Origin of the sequence: Stenotrophomonas maltophilia, assembly GCF_006970445.1 — a bacterium.
GTDB lineage: Bacteria > Pseudomonadota > Gammaproteobacteria > Xanthomonadales > Xanthomonadaceae > Stenotrophomonas > Stenotrophomonas maltophilia_AU.
This window is the reverse complement of record NZ_CP033877.1, coordinates 3,794,521-3,808,367: the sequence shown is the minus strand read 5'-3', so window position 1 is coordinate 3,808,367 and position 13,847 is coordinate 3,794,521. Positions and strand designations below refer to the sequence as shown.

The 13,847-nt window shown below is 68.1% G+C and carries 14 protein-coding genes; 3 read left to right on the top strand and 11 right to left on the bottom strand.

Annotated features, from left to right (window positions below; translation table 11 throughout):
• Nucleotides 1–6: 6 nt before the first annotated feature.
• The 4 genes from EGM71_RS17440 to EGM71_RS17425 form a co-directional block, all read right to left on the bottom strand.
• Complete coding sequence (locus EGM71_RS17440; protein ID WP_188485987.1) at nt 7–456, bottom strand: hypothetical protein; 450 nt, start codon at nt 454–456, stop codon at nt 7–9.
• A 143-nt stretch (nt 457–599) separates the two neighbouring features.
• Nucleotides 600–2,759, bottom strand: coding sequence for a ferric-rhodotorulic acid/ferric-coprogen receptor FhuE (gene fhuE, locus EGM71_RS17435; protein WP_188485986.1), 2,160 nt, complete (start codon nt 2,757–2,759; stop codon nt 600–602).
• Nucleotides 2,760–2,944: 185 nt separating this feature from the next.
• Nucleotides 2,945–3,493, bottom strand: coding sequence for a M23 family metallopeptidase (locus tag EGM71_RS17430; protein ID WP_188485984.1), 549 nt, complete (start codon nt 3,491–3,493; stop codon nt 2,945–2,947).
• An 11-nt stretch (nt 3,494–3,504) separates the two neighbouring features.
• Nucleotides 3,505–3,987: an Lrp/AsnC family transcriptional regulator gene (locus tag EGM71_RS17425; protein ID WP_188485982.1), complete on the bottom strand. Its 483-nt coding sequence runs from the start codon at nt 3,985–3,987 to the stop codon at nt 3,505–3,507.
• 72 nt (nt 3,988–4,059) lie between these two features.
• On the opposite strand from EGM71_RS17425, the gene EGM71_RS17420 reads away from it, so the two are divergent.
• Nucleotides 4,060–4,929 (top strand): EamA family transporter, encoded by an 870-nt coding sequence (locus tag EGM71_RS17420; RefSeq protein WP_049447799.1) that lies wholly within the window; start codon nt 4,060–4,062, stop codon nt 4,927–4,929.
• 111 nt (nt 4,930–5,040) lie between these two features.
• Here the strand turns inward: EGM71_RS17420 and EGM71_RS17415 are convergent, their stop codons facing one another.
• The 4 genes from EGM71_RS17415 to EGM71_RS17400 all read right to left on the bottom strand — a co-directional run bounded on the left by EGM71_RS17415 (nt 5,041) and on the right by EGM71_RS17400 (nt 8,332).
• Nucleotides 5,041–5,778, bottom strand: coding sequence for an endonuclease/exonuclease/phosphatase family protein (locus tag EGM71_RS17415; RefSeq protein WP_170871753.1), 738 nt, complete (start codon nt 5,776–5,778; stop codon nt 5,041–5,043).
• Nucleotides 5,779–5,831: 53 nt separating this feature from the next.
• Nucleotides 5,832–6,668, bottom strand: a complete 837-nt coding sequence (locus EGM71_RS17410; protein ID WP_188485980.1) for a thiol:disulfide interchange protein DsbA/DsbL — start codon at nt 6,666–6,668, stop codon at nt 5,832–5,834.
• 106 nt (nt 6,669–6,774) lie between these two features.
• The gene (locus tag EGM71_RS17405; RefSeq protein WP_049442871.1) at nt 6,775–7,425 is read right to left on the bottom strand and encodes a thiol:disulfide interchange protein DsbA/DsbL; all 651 of its coding nucleotides are present in this window, start codon (nt 7,423–7,425) and stop codon (nt 6,775–6,777) included.
• A 106-nt stretch (nt 7,426–7,531) separates the two neighbouring features.
• Nucleotides 7,532–8,332 (bottom strand): c-type cytochrome, encoded by an 801-nt coding sequence (locus EGM71_RS17400; RefSeq protein WP_049442872.1) that lies wholly within the window; start codon nt 8,330–8,332, stop codon nt 7,532–7,534.
• A 156-nt stretch (nt 8,333–8,488) separates the two neighbouring features.
• Between EGM71_RS17400 and yihA the strand changes: the two genes are divergently transcribed.
• Nucleotides 8,489–9,091 carry a ribosome biogenesis GTP-binding protein YihA/YsxC gene (gene yihA / locus EGM71_RS17395; protein ID WP_126930274.1) on the top strand — a complete coding sequence of 201 codons (603 nt, stop codon included), beginning with the start codon at nt 8,489–8,491 and terminating at the stop codon, nt 9,089–9,091.
• Between the two features lie 98 nt (nt 9,092–9,189).
• On the opposite strand, the gene EGM71_RS17390 is transcribed toward yihA, so the two are convergent.
• The 3 genes from EGM71_RS17390 to EGM71_RS17380 form a co-directional block, all read right to left on the bottom strand.
• Entirely contained in the window at nt 9,190–10,164 is a 975-nt protein-coding gene (locus EGM71_RS17390; RefSeq protein ID WP_188485978.1) for an MBL fold metallo-hydrolase, read from the bottom strand.
• A 622-nt stretch (nt 10,165–10,786) separates the two neighbouring features.
• Nucleotides 10,787–11,611, bottom strand: a complete 825-nt coding sequence (locus EGM71_RS17385; protein ID WP_188485976.1) for a helix-turn-helix transcriptional regulator — start codon at nt 11,609–11,611, stop codon at nt 10,787–10,789.
• The gene (locus tag EGM71_RS17380; protein ID WP_100440123.1) at nt 11,608–12,312 is read right to left on the bottom strand and encodes a VIT1/CCC1 transporter family protein; all 705 of its coding nucleotides are present in this window, start codon (nt 12,310–12,312) and stop codon (nt 11,608–11,610) included. Before EGM71_RS17380 ends, EGM71_RS17385 begins: the two co-directional genes overlap by 4 nt.
• 152 nt (nt 12,313–12,464) lie before the next feature.
• Between EGM71_RS17380 and EGM71_RS17375 the strand changes: the two genes are divergently transcribed.
• A complete protein-coding gene (locus EGM71_RS17375; protein WP_188485974.1) occupies nt 12,465–13,829 on the top strand; it encodes a glutamate--cysteine ligase in 1,365 nt (454 codons plus the stop codon).
• Nucleotides 13,830–13,847: the final 18 nt, after the last annotated feature.

Here is a 13,847-nt window from a genome sequence, read left to right as displayed (position 1 = left end):
CGGCGGTCAATCCGGAATGTCCTGGTCCGGAGCCTCCTGTTCGACACTGCCATGCTGGGGCGCCACGCGGCGAAACGCGGTGCGGGCCCAACCCAGCCCAATCACGATCATCATCGGCCCGACTGCGAACCCTGGCAGTGACGGAACGCGGAAGTGCGGCCGGGATTCGATCAACAGGTTGTACAGGATCCAGATCACCAGAATCAGGCCGATTCCCGCGCACGACAGTCCGAACAGCACCTGCGGAACGCCCATTGCCAGGCCCAGCGCCCGCTCAGCGCGGCTGGGTGTGGGGAGGGCCCGCAGTTCCCGGCCGAGGTCGAACCAGAACAGGATCGCGGCAGGCAGGCCGATCAACAGCAGCAGGATGAAATAGCCATTGCCCGTGATGATCATCAGGGGCAGCGACAGGAGCAGTGCCGTGAGCGAGAGACCGAGTTTCGTACCGGTACGCATGGCAGGTCGTCCTTGAGAGTGGAAGCGCGTCATGTGTCCGCATGGCACGGGGCAGGACTGCGAGCCACCGTGTGCGCGAAGCTACACCTGCAAGGTCGCCGCCGCAACGCGATGGCGCCGGGGCAGGCCCGGCGCCATTTCCATCAGAACGCCCAGGTGAACGTCAGCGAGCCATTGCGGCCATCACCGAACGCACCGTAGCCGTTGATCTGCGACAGGTACTTCTTGTCCAGCAGGTTGTTGAGGTTGGCCTGCACGCTGAACTCCGGCGAGATGCGGTAGCGCACGAAGGCGCTGACCAGTGCGTAGCCGCTCTGCTCGATGCGGCCGTAGGCCGGTACCGGGTAGTAGATGCGGTTCTGCCAGTTGGCACCGCCACCGACGGTCAGTTCCTGCAGCGACTGCGGGGTGTAGCTGGTGAACAGCTTCAGCGCGGTCTGCGGCAGGTTGGTGTTGATGTCGGCGCCGTTGATGTCCTTGGCCACATAGCGCGAAGCACCGAAAGTCGCGTTCCAGCCGGGTGCCAGTTCGCCGTTCAGCTCGAACTCGAAGCCACGGCTGACCGTGCCACGCGCGGCGCGATAGGCGAACTCGTTCTGGCTGCCCTGCACGGGTTCACCGGTGGCCTGGCCGACGTTGTCCTGTTCGATGCGGAACACCGCCAGCGAGGCGTTCAGGCGATTGTCGAACCATGCGCCCTTGACGCCCACTTCGTAGCTCTTGCCATCGACCGGATCGAGGTAGCTGCCGTTGCGGTCCTTCAGCGTCTGCGGCTGGAAGATCTCGGTGTAGCTGGCATAGGTGGAGTACGTGCCGTTGATGTCGAACACCAGGCCGGCGTAGGGCGTGGTGACCTTGTGCGCGCGGTCGGCGCCTTCGCCCTGGCTCTTCCAGTCGGTGTAGCGGGCGCCGATGATCAGCTTCAGCGGGTCGGCCAGTGACAGGCGTGCGGCCGCGTAGCCGGCCTTCTGGGTGATGGTGCCCTCGCTGGCCAGTGCCAGCGGGTTCCAGTTCGGTTCGCTGATGTTGCCCGTCCAGTTCAGATAGCTGGCGAACGGGTCCCAGGTCTGGCCGGCGCCACCGACCTGGTAGTCGCCGTAGTTGGCGTACTCGCGCTTGTTGTAGCTCAGGCCGGCCATGAACTGGTGCTCGCGGCCGAACAGCTGGAACGGACCATCAACGTAGCCGTCGACGCCCGTGACCTTGCGCTCGGTGTTGTAGAAACCCGCGGACGGCGAGATGCCCGTGCCGGTGGTCTTGTCGAAGTTCGATGCGCCCGTGGTCCAGTCGTTGTAGGCCGGGTAGAACAGCTTGTCGTCGGCCTTGGTCTCATCGTGCGTGGCACCCACCTTGAACTTCCAGCCGTTGCTGAAGGCGTGCTGCAGGGTGGCGAAGGCGCGCTTGCTGGTGGTATCCCAGTAGGTCCAGTTCGGGCTGGCGTTGAACGATTCGTCGTAGCCCGTGCGCGAGCCATCGGAGTACAGCATCGGGAAGCCGCCCCAGGTCGCGCCATTGGCGCGCTTCTGCTGGTAGTCGTAGCCCACGCTCAACTGCGTGTCCGGGGTCAGGTCGGCGTCGATGACGGCGTAGCCCAGCGTCTTGCGCTGGTTGTAGCGGTCCATTTGGCCGTCGGTGTCCAGGTAGCTGCCGATCACGCGGCCGCGCACCGTGCCACTGGCGTTCAGTGCGCTGCCCACGTCCACCGTGGTGCGGGTGCGGCCCCAGCTGCCGACGTTCACCGAGACGCTGCCGGTCAGCTCGGCGCTGTCGGCGTGCTTGCGCACCAGGTTCACCGATGCCGACGGGTTGCCGGCGCCGCTGAGCAGGCCGGTGGCGCCGCGCACCACTTCCACGCGGTCGTACAGGGCCAGATCGAGGCCGGAATCGCCGTAGCTCCAGTTCTGCACCATCTGCGTCGGCAGGCCATCGAACTGGTAGGCATCGATGTAGAAGCCGCGCGCGTAGAACTCGGTGCGCTCGCTGTCGGACTGGGTGCTGGTCACGCCGGTGGTGTTGGCCAGCACGTCGATGATGTCGTCCAGCTTCTGATCTTCGATGCGCTGGTGGCTGATGATGCTGACCGACTGCGGGATCTCGCGCGGCGCCAGGTCGAAGCGGGTACCGGCCGAGGTGCGGCGCACCGAATAGCCTTCGGCGCGTTCGCCCTTGACCACCACCTTGTCGAGCGTGGTCGGGTCGGCGGCGGTGTCGGCGAAGGCGGCCGGGGCCAGGGCGCAGAGTGCAACGAGCACGGCAACGGACAGCCGCTGCGGCTGCGGGATACGGAAGGCGGAACGGGTCATGGGGGTCCTGGACGAGCACGCGCGCTCGGCCGGCATCCAGAGGGCGAGGCGCTACGGGTGGGAAACGGGCGGGCAGGCCGTCCTGGCACCACCGGAAACGAAAGAAATGGTAATACGAACTATTCCTATTTACAAATCATGAACAAGGAAGGCGCTCGCGCAGGGCTCGACGCAGCACATGGGGTTCAGCGCAGCAGCGGCAGCGGATCGCGGGCGCCATCGGCGCCGTAGATGCCCCAGTGCAGGTGCGGCGGCGTGCCCTTGGCATTGCCGCTGTCGCCGACGTGGCCGAGAAGGTCGCCGGCCTGGACCACCTGGCCACGCGCCAGACCCTGGGCCCAGTCGTCCAGATGGGCGTAGTAGTAGCGCTCGCGCCCGGGCCCGATCACCCACACCTGGCGGCCACCGAGCCCGCGCTCGCTGACATCCGCGATGACGCCGGCGGTGGCACTGCGCACCGGGGTGCCGCGCTTGGCGAAGATGTCGATGCCGGCGTGGGAGCGGTCACGGCCACGCGGAGCGCCGAACGTATCGGCGATCTGCCGGGGACGGATGCCCTCCACCGGCACCGGAAGTTCGGCGGCCGGAGGCATCCGCGAGAGCGTCCACAGCAGCTTCGGTGCAGCGGCCCATGGGCTGTTCCACAGCATCAACGCGGCAATGAGGACAATGGCCAGCCATAGGCCGAGCAACCAGCGGCGCAGGCGACGGGCGGGGGAGGACGGTGTGTTCATGGTCTCCGACGCTACGGAACCGGCAGCAGCGGCACTTCGAAACTGCGCTTCAACGTCCCCAGCGCGACCGACGTACGGAAGCGCTCGATGTTGTCATCGCCGCCGAACAACCGCTCGGTGATCGCCTCGTACTCTTCCATCGACGCCGCCGAAAGCAGCAGCAGGAAATCGCCATCGCCGGTGATTGAGTAGCACTGCTGCACGGCCGGGTCGTCCTGCACGCGGCGCTTGAACGGCGCCACGCGTTCACGCTGTTCGCTGACCACGCGCACCTCGACGATGATGGTCAGTGGCCGCCCGACCTTGGCCGCGGCGACCACCGCCACGTTGGCCGCGATCACGCCGCTGTCCTGCAGCCGCTTGATGCGGCGTTGCACGGCCGGGGTGGACAGGTGCACGGCCTCGGCGATCTCGCGCTGCGGCAGGGTGTTGTCCCGCTGCAGCAGGTCGAGGATGGCGCGGTCGAAGCTGTCGAGCACGGGGGCGGTGGCCATGGCGAGCAGAAGTTGCACGAACGGGCTGTCAATTGAGCCAAGTGCTCGGCGCTGGCGCAATAGACTTTGCCCATGCAGACCTCACGACTCGCGCCGATGTTGCCGGCGCTGGCGGTGCTTGGCTCGGTCACCTCGCTGGCCATCGGCACCTCCTACGCAAAACACCTGTTCCCGCTGATCGGCGCCCAGGGCACCAGCGCGCTGCGCGTGGGCTTCTCGGCGCTGTTGCTGCTGCTGTTCTGGCGGCCGTGGCGCTGGAAGACCAGCCGCGTGGATGCGATCACCATCCTGCGCTACGGGCTCACCCTGGGCCTGATGAACCTGCTGTTCTACATGGCCCTGCGCACGATTCCGTTCGGCATCGCGGTGGCCATCGAGTTCACCGGGCCGCTGACGGTGGCGATGCTGTCATCACGACGACCCATCGACTTCGTCTGGGTGGGCTGCGCGGTGGTGGGGTTGTTGCTGCTGCTGCCGCTGGGCGGCGGCCCGGCGCTGGATCCGGCCGGCGTGCTGTATGCGATGGGCGCAGCGGCGTGTTGGGGGCTTTACATCGTATTCGGCAAGCGTGCCGGCCACCTGCACGCCGGGCATTCGGTGTCGCTGGGGTTGCTGGCGGCGTCGCTGGTGGTGGTGCCGGTGGGCGTGGTGCATGCCGGCGCCGCGCTGCTCGATCCGAAGATCCTGGCGGCCGGCCTGCTGGTGGCGCTGGTGTCCAGTGCGATCCCGATGTCGCTGGAGATGATGGCGCTCAAGCGCCTGCCGAAGGAGACCTTCGGCATCCTGATCAGCATGGAGCCGGCAGTGGCCGCGCTGTGGGCGATGCTGCTGCTGCACGAGCACCTGCACGGGCTGCAGTGGCTGGCGATCGGCTGCACGGTGCTGGCCTCGGTGGGCAGCACGATGACCGCGCGGCGGTTGAAGGTACCGGTCACCGCCTGAAAAAAGGGGACGGAGGGGATTAAGTCGTTTATGCCCCGATTTAGGGGGGCGCCGGGCGGCGGCCGGCGCAGAGCGTGCGGACCAGCGGTCCGCACCTACCAGGGCGGCGGTTCAGCGCAGGGCGTTGGCCGGGACGTCGATCGCCATCGCCAGGGCGAGGTGATCGGAGAACGCGGCCGGTACGGCTTCCACGGTGCGGGTCTGCAGGCCACTGCTGACCAGGATGTGGTCGATGGCGCGGTCAGGGCGCCAGCTGGGGAAGGTCGGCACGATGCAGCCCGGTGGCTGCAGCCGGGTCTTCTGGTACAGCACCTGCATTTCCGGGCGTTCTGCCAGGCAGTTGAAGTCGCCCATCAACACGGCGTTGGGATGGTCGGACAGCAGCTCGGCGATGAAACCCAGCTGCGACATCCGCGATCCCGCGCCCAGCGACAGATGCGCCACCGCTACCGCCAGGCCATCGGCACCGTCGCCGAACTTGGCCAGCAGCACGCCGCGCCCGCCGATGCGGCCGGGCAGAGCGTGGTCCTGCACTTCCACTGGTTCCAGCTTGCTCAGCAGGCCATTGGCGCTGGAGGCGACCCCGCCCATGCGCCGGTTCGGCTGGTGGCTCCAGTAGTTGAAGCCAGCGCGCTGGGCCAGGTAGTGGGTCTGGTTGGTGAAGCCCGAGCGCAGGCTGCCCGGATCGGCCTCCTGCAGGCCGACGATGTCATGTTCGCGCGCCAGGGTGGCGATCGCGTCCAGGCTGCTGCGCTTGCGACCCGCCGGCAGCGCATGTGACCAGCTGCGGGTCACATAGTCGCTGTAGCGGCGGGTACTTGAGCCGGCCTGGATGTTGGCCGTCAGCAAGCGCAGGGTCCGTGTACGGGGGGAATTCACGGCCGGGAAATGCTTCTCTTGGATCAGTGAGCCTGGGCCGCACCGCGTTCGCGGGCGATCAGGTGGTCGGCGATGCGCAGCATGTCCGGGAAGCTCTTGCCCTTCACCAGGTACTTGCCGTTGACGATGATCGACGGGGTGCCGCTGATCTGGCTGCGCTGGGCGAACTGCTTGGCCGAGTTGGTCTTGGCGTTCACCGCGAAGCTGCCCATGGTGGCGGCGAACTGCTTCGGATCCACGCCGTAGGCGGTGTAGAACTTGGCGATGTCTTCCACCGAGTCACGGCCGCGCTCGCCCTTCAGGGTCTTCTGCGAGTGGATGGCGGCGTACAGCGCTTCGTGGGTCTTCTCCTGCACGCCCAGGGTCTGCGCGGCGTAGAAGGCACGGGCGTAGTCATCCCAGGTGCCGCCGAACATGGCCGGCACGTAGACGAAGTTGACGTCGCTCGGCAAGCCGGCCTTCCACGGGCCGACCAGCGGCTGGAACGCGGCGCAGGCCGGGCAGACGTAGCCGAAGATCTCGGTCACTTCGATCTTGCCGGCGGCCGGCTGGAACGGCTGGCCGTTCGGGATCACCTGGTAGTCGGCGCCTTCCACCGGGGCCGGGCCAGTCAACGCGGCGGTGGTCGGGGCCGGCGCGGCGGCCGGAGCCGCTTCGGCCGGGGCCTTCTCGCCTTCAGCGGCAGCCGGCGCGGCGCCTTCGCTGCCCGCGGCCGGCGCAGCAGTCGGTTCGGTGGTGGCTGCCGGGGCGGCTGCCGGTTCGGCCGGGGCCGCGGTGGTGTTGGTGCTGCCGTCGTCGGCCTTGCAGGCGGCCAGGATCGGCAGCAGCGCTGCGAGGGCGAGGGCGTAACGGATCTTCATGGAAACGTCTCCAGCATCTGGAAAGGTGGGGCCGGCGGCAGGCGCCGGCCAAGGGGAAATGATGACACGCGGCGGCGACAGCGCCGTGTCGGTGGTGGGGCTGGGTTCAGCGGCCGCGGGCAGCGCGGGCCTGGGCGATCAGCGCCGAGGCAATGCGCAGCTGGTCGTCGAAGCTGTTGCCGCGCACCAGGTACTGGCCGTTGATGATGATGGCCGGGGTGCCCGGGATCTTGGTGCGCTGGGCGAACGCGCGCGCGGCCTCGACCTTCTTCTGCACGGCATCGCCGCGCAGGGCCTGGATGTAGCGGTCCGGGGTCACGCCGTAGGCCTTGTAGAAGGTGGCGAGCTCATCGGCCGAGACGTTCTGCATCGGCAGCGAACCCTGTTCGTGCAGGGCCTTGAACACGGCGGCATGGCTGCGCTTGGCCACGCCGACTTCGTCGGCGGCGTAGTAGGCCAGTGCCCAGGCATCCCAGACGCCACCGAAGGCGGCCGGGACCGGGGTGAAGCGCACGTCGGCCGGCAGCTTGGCCGCCCAGGCTTCCAGCTGTGGTTCGAAATGGGCGCAGTGCGGGCAGGTATAGCCGAAGACCTCGACCACCTCGATCTTGCCGGCCAGCGGCTGGAACGGGCCCGGCTGGGCGATGCGCTCGTAGTCTTTGCCCTCGACCAGCGGGGCATTGGCGGGGGTGGCGGCGTAGGCTGCCAGCGGCAGCAGCACCAGCACGGACAACAGCAGGCGGGAAATCAACCTCATCGACACGCATCTCCGTTGAAAAAAGCAACGCCGGCGCAGCCGCCGGCGTGAAGGAAACATACCGCAGCCGTGGGCCGACGTGGCGGCCCGGGCCGACCAGTGGTGGTCAGGGGGCGGCGGCCGGTTGCGTCGGCGTGGCCGCAGCGGCCACATCGTCGGCCTTGTTGTGCAGGCCCTGCAGGTAGCTGGACAGGGCCTGCACCTCCTGCTCGCTGAGCTTCTGCGCGACCGTGGCCATGATCTGGAAGTGCGCCTTGTCGGTCTCGTTGGTCTGGCCGGCCTGGTACTCCTGCAGGCGGCGCGCGACATAGCTGGCGTGCTGCCCACCGAGGTGCGGATAGGCCGGGCCGGGATTGCCGGCACCGCTGGGGCCGTGGCAGGCCATGCAGGCCGGCAGGCCGCGCTTGGCGTCGCCGCCACGGTACAGCTGCTGGCCGATCTCGTAGAACTTCATGCCCTTGTAGGGGCCCTCGGTGACCGCCGTGTCATCGGCGATGCCGGCGGTGGCCTTCTGCGTGGCGAAGAACGCGCCGATATCACGCATGTCCTGCGGGGTGAGGTTCTGCACGAATGGCACCATCGCCACCGCCGCGCCGGAACTGCGCTGGCCGTTGGCGATCAGGGCCATCTGCTGGGCCACGTAGCGTTCGCTCTGGCCGGCGATGGACGGGTACATCTCCACCGTGGAGTTGCCGTCGGCACCATGACAGGCCGCGCAGGCCGTCGCCTTGGTCTGGCCGGCCTTGGCATCGCCCCAGTGGGTCTTGCTGAAATCCACCTCCAGCGAGGCGGTGCGGATCGGCCCGTTGTCGGGTAGCGGGGTCAACGTGGTCTGCGCGAACGCAGCAGCGGCAACGACTACAGCAGTGGCTAGGGCGGATACGGCAAGAACGCGAGCGTGGCGCATGCTAAAGCTCCGTATGGACCGGGCCGGGCGGTGGCCGCCGGCATCGCCCGGATTATCAACGCCGTTTCTGCGCACGGTCAACGCAGCAGTGCAGCAAAATGGCCACGGAGGCCGCCGGCACGGGCGCGCGGCGCCGCAACATGCGATCCTAGGCACATGTCATTGCTCATCGAACGCGCCCGTTACCACCTTTCGGCCCACAACGTGCGGCAGCTGCCGCCCGACGAAGGGGCCGAAGTGGCCTTTGCCGGCCGCTCCAACGCCGGCAAGTCCAGTGCGCTCAACGCGCTGACCCGCCAGAACGCCCTGGCCCGTGTCTCCAAGACCCCCGGCCGCACCCAGCAGCTGGTGTTCTTCCAGGTCACCCCGGAAGCCCATCTGGTCGATCTGCCCGGTTACGGCTACGCCAAGGTGCCGCTGGACCTGCAGGCGCATTGGCAGGCCTTCATCGACAAGTACTTCCGCACCCGCGAGGCCCTGAAGGGGCTGGTGGTGGTGATGGACATCCGCCATCCGCTGAAGGATTACGACCGGCAGATGCTGTCCTACGCCGTGCAGCGTGGCCTGCCGGCGCACGCGCTGCTGACCAAGGCCGACAAGCTCAGCCGCAGCCAGCAGATGCAGTCCCTGCAGAAGGTGCGCAAGGAACTGCACTCGGCCTATGGCGACAGCGTGAGCGTGCAGGTGTTCTCCGGCGAGGACCGCACCGGCGTGGACGAAGCCCGCGGCGTGATCGGCGGCTGGCTGGGGCTGGCATAAGGTATTTCCGGTCGCCCGGCTGGCAGCCGGGCGCTACCGATCTGCTTCCTGGTAGTGCCGGCCGCTGGCCGGCAGCCTCACCGACCGCGGTCGGCACCTCATTTCAACGGCGAATACTCCGCCGGCACCCACGCGTAGGCCTGGCCCTCGCCACGCACGTGGCCCAGGCCCGGGAACGGCAGGTGCGCACCGGCCACCCACCAGCCGTTGGCGGTGGCCTGCTGCAGCAGCCCGCGACGGCTGGCGATGGCCGCCTTGCGGTCCGAATCGGCCTCGAATGCCGCCTCCGGGTGCGCGAACTGCACCGCATGGAAGTGCAGCACATCGCCCCACACCAGCAGGGACTGGCCCTGGCTGTCGAACCGGTAGGAAACATGGCCGGGGGTGTGGCCATGGGTGTCCATCGCCACCGCGCCACCGGGCAGGGCATCGCCGGGGCTGAAGGTGCGCAGGTGGCCGCTGGCCTGGTACGGCGCGACCGCGTTGCGCGCCAGCGGGAAGGCGAAGCGCACGCCCTTCGGCGCGGAAGCCTCGCTGGCCGGGTTGAGCCAGTAATCCGCATCGGCCCTGGACAGCCACACGGTGGCATTCGGGTAGGCCGGCTTGCCCTGCGCGTCGAGCACCCCGCACAGGTGGTCCGGATGGGCGTGGGTCAACAGCACCTCGTCCACCTCGGCCGGATCCACGCCGGAGGCGCGCAGGTTGCCCAGCACCTGGCCCAGGCCGGGGCCGAAGCACTGCGCGGTGCCGGTATCGACCAGGGTCAGGTGGTTGCCCTGGCGTACCAGGAAGGCGTTGATCGCGGTCTGCAGGCCCTTCTTGTCTTCCGGTACGTAGCGGCCTTCCAACAGGCGGCTGACCAGTGTCGGCGGCACGTCCACCACTTCCTGCCGGCCCAGCGCGACCACGCCGTCGAACAGGGCGGTGACCTGCAGCGCGCCGACGCGCTGGTGGTAGACGCCGGGCACCTGCTGGGTGGGAGCGGGCGAGGTGGCTTCGGCCATCGCGGCCAGCGGCAGGGACGACAGTGCCAGCAGCAGGGCGCCGTGCAGCGGCAGGTAACGCAGGGTCATGGCGGTTCTCGGTGGACGACGGGCGATTCCGTTGCTGCATAGCGTGCCGCGGCCGGCGTGTGCGCGGCGCTCAAACCACTGCGCGGAATGCTCAGGGAAGGGGGGGGTGTCTGCAGGGCTGCGCCCTGCACCTGCTACGAGCCAGAGCAACGGCCGAAGCAACAGCGGCTATCCGTGGGATGGCGGGGTGGGTCCGGTTGCGGGGGACGCCGTAAATACGTCCTTGTAGGCTCGGTCGCGCCATCCATGGCGCTCACGCCCCCGCAACCGGACCCACCCCGCCTTCGACAGTTTTCCGCGATCTGTTGGAAATGCTCTTGGGGTCAGATCCGTTTTCCGCAGGAAAACGGATCTGACCCCGGAATTTCATTCGATATCTGACAGATGTGTCGACCAAGGTCGACACCTACCAACAGCCGGCGGAGATCTGTCAGAGGTGGGGCGGTGTGGGTGGGCAGGACCGTTGGCGCCATGGATGGCGCCATCGAGCCCCCATGGATGGGTTTACGGCGTGTCCTGCCCACCCACACCGCCCCGCCATCCCACGGATAGCCGCTGTTGCTGTTGCTCCGGCTCTTGCACTCGCTTCGGCGGGTGCAGGGCGCAGCCCTGCCGAACCCCCTCAAATGTCTGTGGGAGCCAGTCCGTACTGCTCGACGAAGCGCTTGCTGAAACTCGCCGTGGACCGGTAGCCCGCGCGTGCTGCGACGGTCTTCAATGGCAGGTCGGTGGTGTAGAGCAGCTGCATGCCATGCGCCAGCCGTGCCTCGGTGAGCAGCTGGCGCAGGCTTGTGTCCTCGGCGGCGAGGCGACGGCGCAGGGTCGCGCCGCTCAGCGCGAACTGTTCTTCCACATCGCGCGACTGCCAGTCGCGTGCCGGTTCGGCGGCGATGCGGTCGCGGATCTGTTCGCCCAGGCTCGGTGCCTGCGGCAGCAGCAGGTTGCCATGACCCTGCCGGCACAGGGTCAGTACCAGCGAGGCCAGGGCCAGCCGCGCTTCGCTGTAACGGCCGTCCTGCAGCGATTGCCGCCACTGGCGCAGCACGGCGCCATGATCGATCAACGGCAGTCGCGCCATCGCCTGGCCCGGGGCGGGAAGGTCCTCGCTCCACAGCGTGCGTGCCGCTGCCAGCACTTCGGCACACAGCGGCACGATGGCGCTGAGGTAGCGGCCGCTGCGTGGGTCGGGGGTGTTGACCACATCGATGCGGCAGCGCTGGGTCAGCAGCAGGATGTCGCCGGGGATGAACTCCAGCGACTGGTGTGCGGTCCGCACCTGCTTGCGGCCCTCCAGCAGGATCGCGAACTGCGGTTGTGGAATCTCCACCGAGCTGGCGCCATGTTCCCGGCGAGCGGAGATGCATGCATAGCCTTCGGCGCGTGCGCAGCCGGCCAGGCTGGCCATCTCGGCCAGCAGTGCGGTGGCCGGGGGCAGCATGGCGGTCATGACACGTGGGCACCAAGCAGGCGGCCGACGCCTGCGGCCGCGGCCATCGCCAGCGCGCCCCAGAACATCACCCGGATCGCGCCGCGTACCGGCGGTGCGCCGCCGGCCTGGGCCGCCATCGCGCCGGTCAGGCACAGGCCGAGCAGGGTGCTGGCGGTGGTCATCATCGCGACCTTGTCGACCGGTGCGAGCAGCGCGGTCAGCACCGGCAGTGCCGCACCGCAGGTGAAGGCGCCGGCCGAGGCCAGCGCTGCCTGCAGCGGGCGGGCGCGCAGGGTATCGGTGATGCCCAGCTCGTCGCGGGCATGGGCGCCCAGCGCGTCGTGGGCGGTGAGCTGTTCGGCCACCTGCCGTGCCAGTGCAGGCTCCAGGCCGCGGTGGCGGTAGATCGCGGCCAGCTCTTCCAGCTCGCTGTGCGGGTCTTCGTGCAGTTCGCGCTTCTCCATCGCCAGGTCGGCGTCTTCGGTGTCGGCCTGGGTCTGCACCGAGACATACTCGCCGGCGGCCATCGACATCGCGCCGGCCACGGTGCCAGCCACGCCGGTGGCCAGGATGGTCGCCGCGGAGGCGCCGCTGGCGGCCACGCCGACCACCAGGCCGGCCACCGAGACGATGCCATCGTTGGCCCCCAGTACGGCAGCACGCAGCCAGCCGACGCGCTCGGAGCGGTGCAGTTCGGGGTGTCGTGAATGGCGGCTCATGGCTCCGAGTGTACGAGGGTCAAGAGGGCGTCGGTAGGATGCAGAAACCCGTCACCGTCGCATGACGCAACGGGTCGCCACGCTATAGTGCGCCCTTGCGATGGAAGGCTCCGAGCCCCACATCCCCCGCCACCGTCCAGCGAGCCTTCCCCTTGTCGAGCCCCAGCCACGTCGCCGATACACCCATTACCGACCGCTCGCAGCTGGTGGAGGTGATCGCCTCCGGCGAGAAGCCCCGTGCGCAGTGGCGCATCGGCACCGAGCACGAGAAGTTCGGGTTCCGCCTGGATGACCTGCGCCCGCCGACCTTCGAAGGCGAGCGCGGCATCGAAGCGCTGCTCAACGGGCTGGTCCGCTTCGGCTGGGAACCGGTGCAGGAGAACGGCAACACGATCGCGCTGCTGCGCGATGGTGCCTCGGTGACGCTGGAACCAGCCGGGCAGCTGGAACTGTCCGGCGCGGCTTTGGAGACCATCCACCAGACCTGCGTGGAGACCGGCACCCACCTCAATGAAGTGGCGCAGGTGGCCGGCGAACTGCAGCTGGGTTTCCTCGGCATGGGCTTCCAGCCGAAGTGGAAGCGCGATGAAATGCCGTGGATGCCGAAGGGCCGCTACAAGATCATGCGCTCGTACATGCCCAAGGTCGGCTCGCTCGGCCTGGACATGATGACCCGCACCTGCACGGTGCAGGTGAACCTGGACTACGCCACCGAAGCGGACATGGTGAAGAAGTTCCGCGTGTCGCTGGCGCTGCAGCCGATCGCCACCGCGTTGTTCGCCGATTCGCCGTTCACCGAAGGCAAGCCGAACGGCTACCTGAGCTATCGCTCACACATCTGGACCGACACCGACGCCGACCGCACCGGCATGCTCGACTTCGTGTTCGAGGATGGCTTCGGTTACGAGCGCTATGTCGATTACCTGCTCGACGTGCCGATGTACTTCTCCTACCGAGATGGCATCTACCACGACGCCAGTGGGCAGAGCTTCCGCGATTTCATGCAGGCCAAGCTGCCGGTGCTGCCGGGTGCGCTGCCGACGCTGCGCGACTGGTCGGACCACATGACCACCGCGTTCCCGGAAGTGCGTTTGAAGAAGTACCTGGAAATGCGCGGCGCCGATGGTGGCCCGTGGAGCCGCCTGTGTGCGCTGCCGGCGTTCTGGGTGGGCCTGCTGTACGACGACACCGCACTGGATGCCGCCTGGGACCTGGTGCGTGACTTCACCCTGGCCGAGCGCCATGCACTGCGCGACGGCGTGCCGAAGCATGCGATGAACCTGCCGTTCCGTAATGGCAGCGTGCGCGACCTGGCCCGCGAAGCGGTGAGGATTTCCGTTGAAGGCCTCAAGCGCCGCGCGGCGCGCAATGCCGACGGCCAGGACGAGAGCAAGTTCCTGGACGTGCTGCAGGAGATCGTCGAATCCGGCCTGACCCCGGCCGAGCGCAAGCTGGCGCTGTTCCATGGCCGCTGGCACGGCGACGTCGATCCGGTGTTCCGCGAGTTCGCGTACTGAGTGGATTGCGGTGGCCGC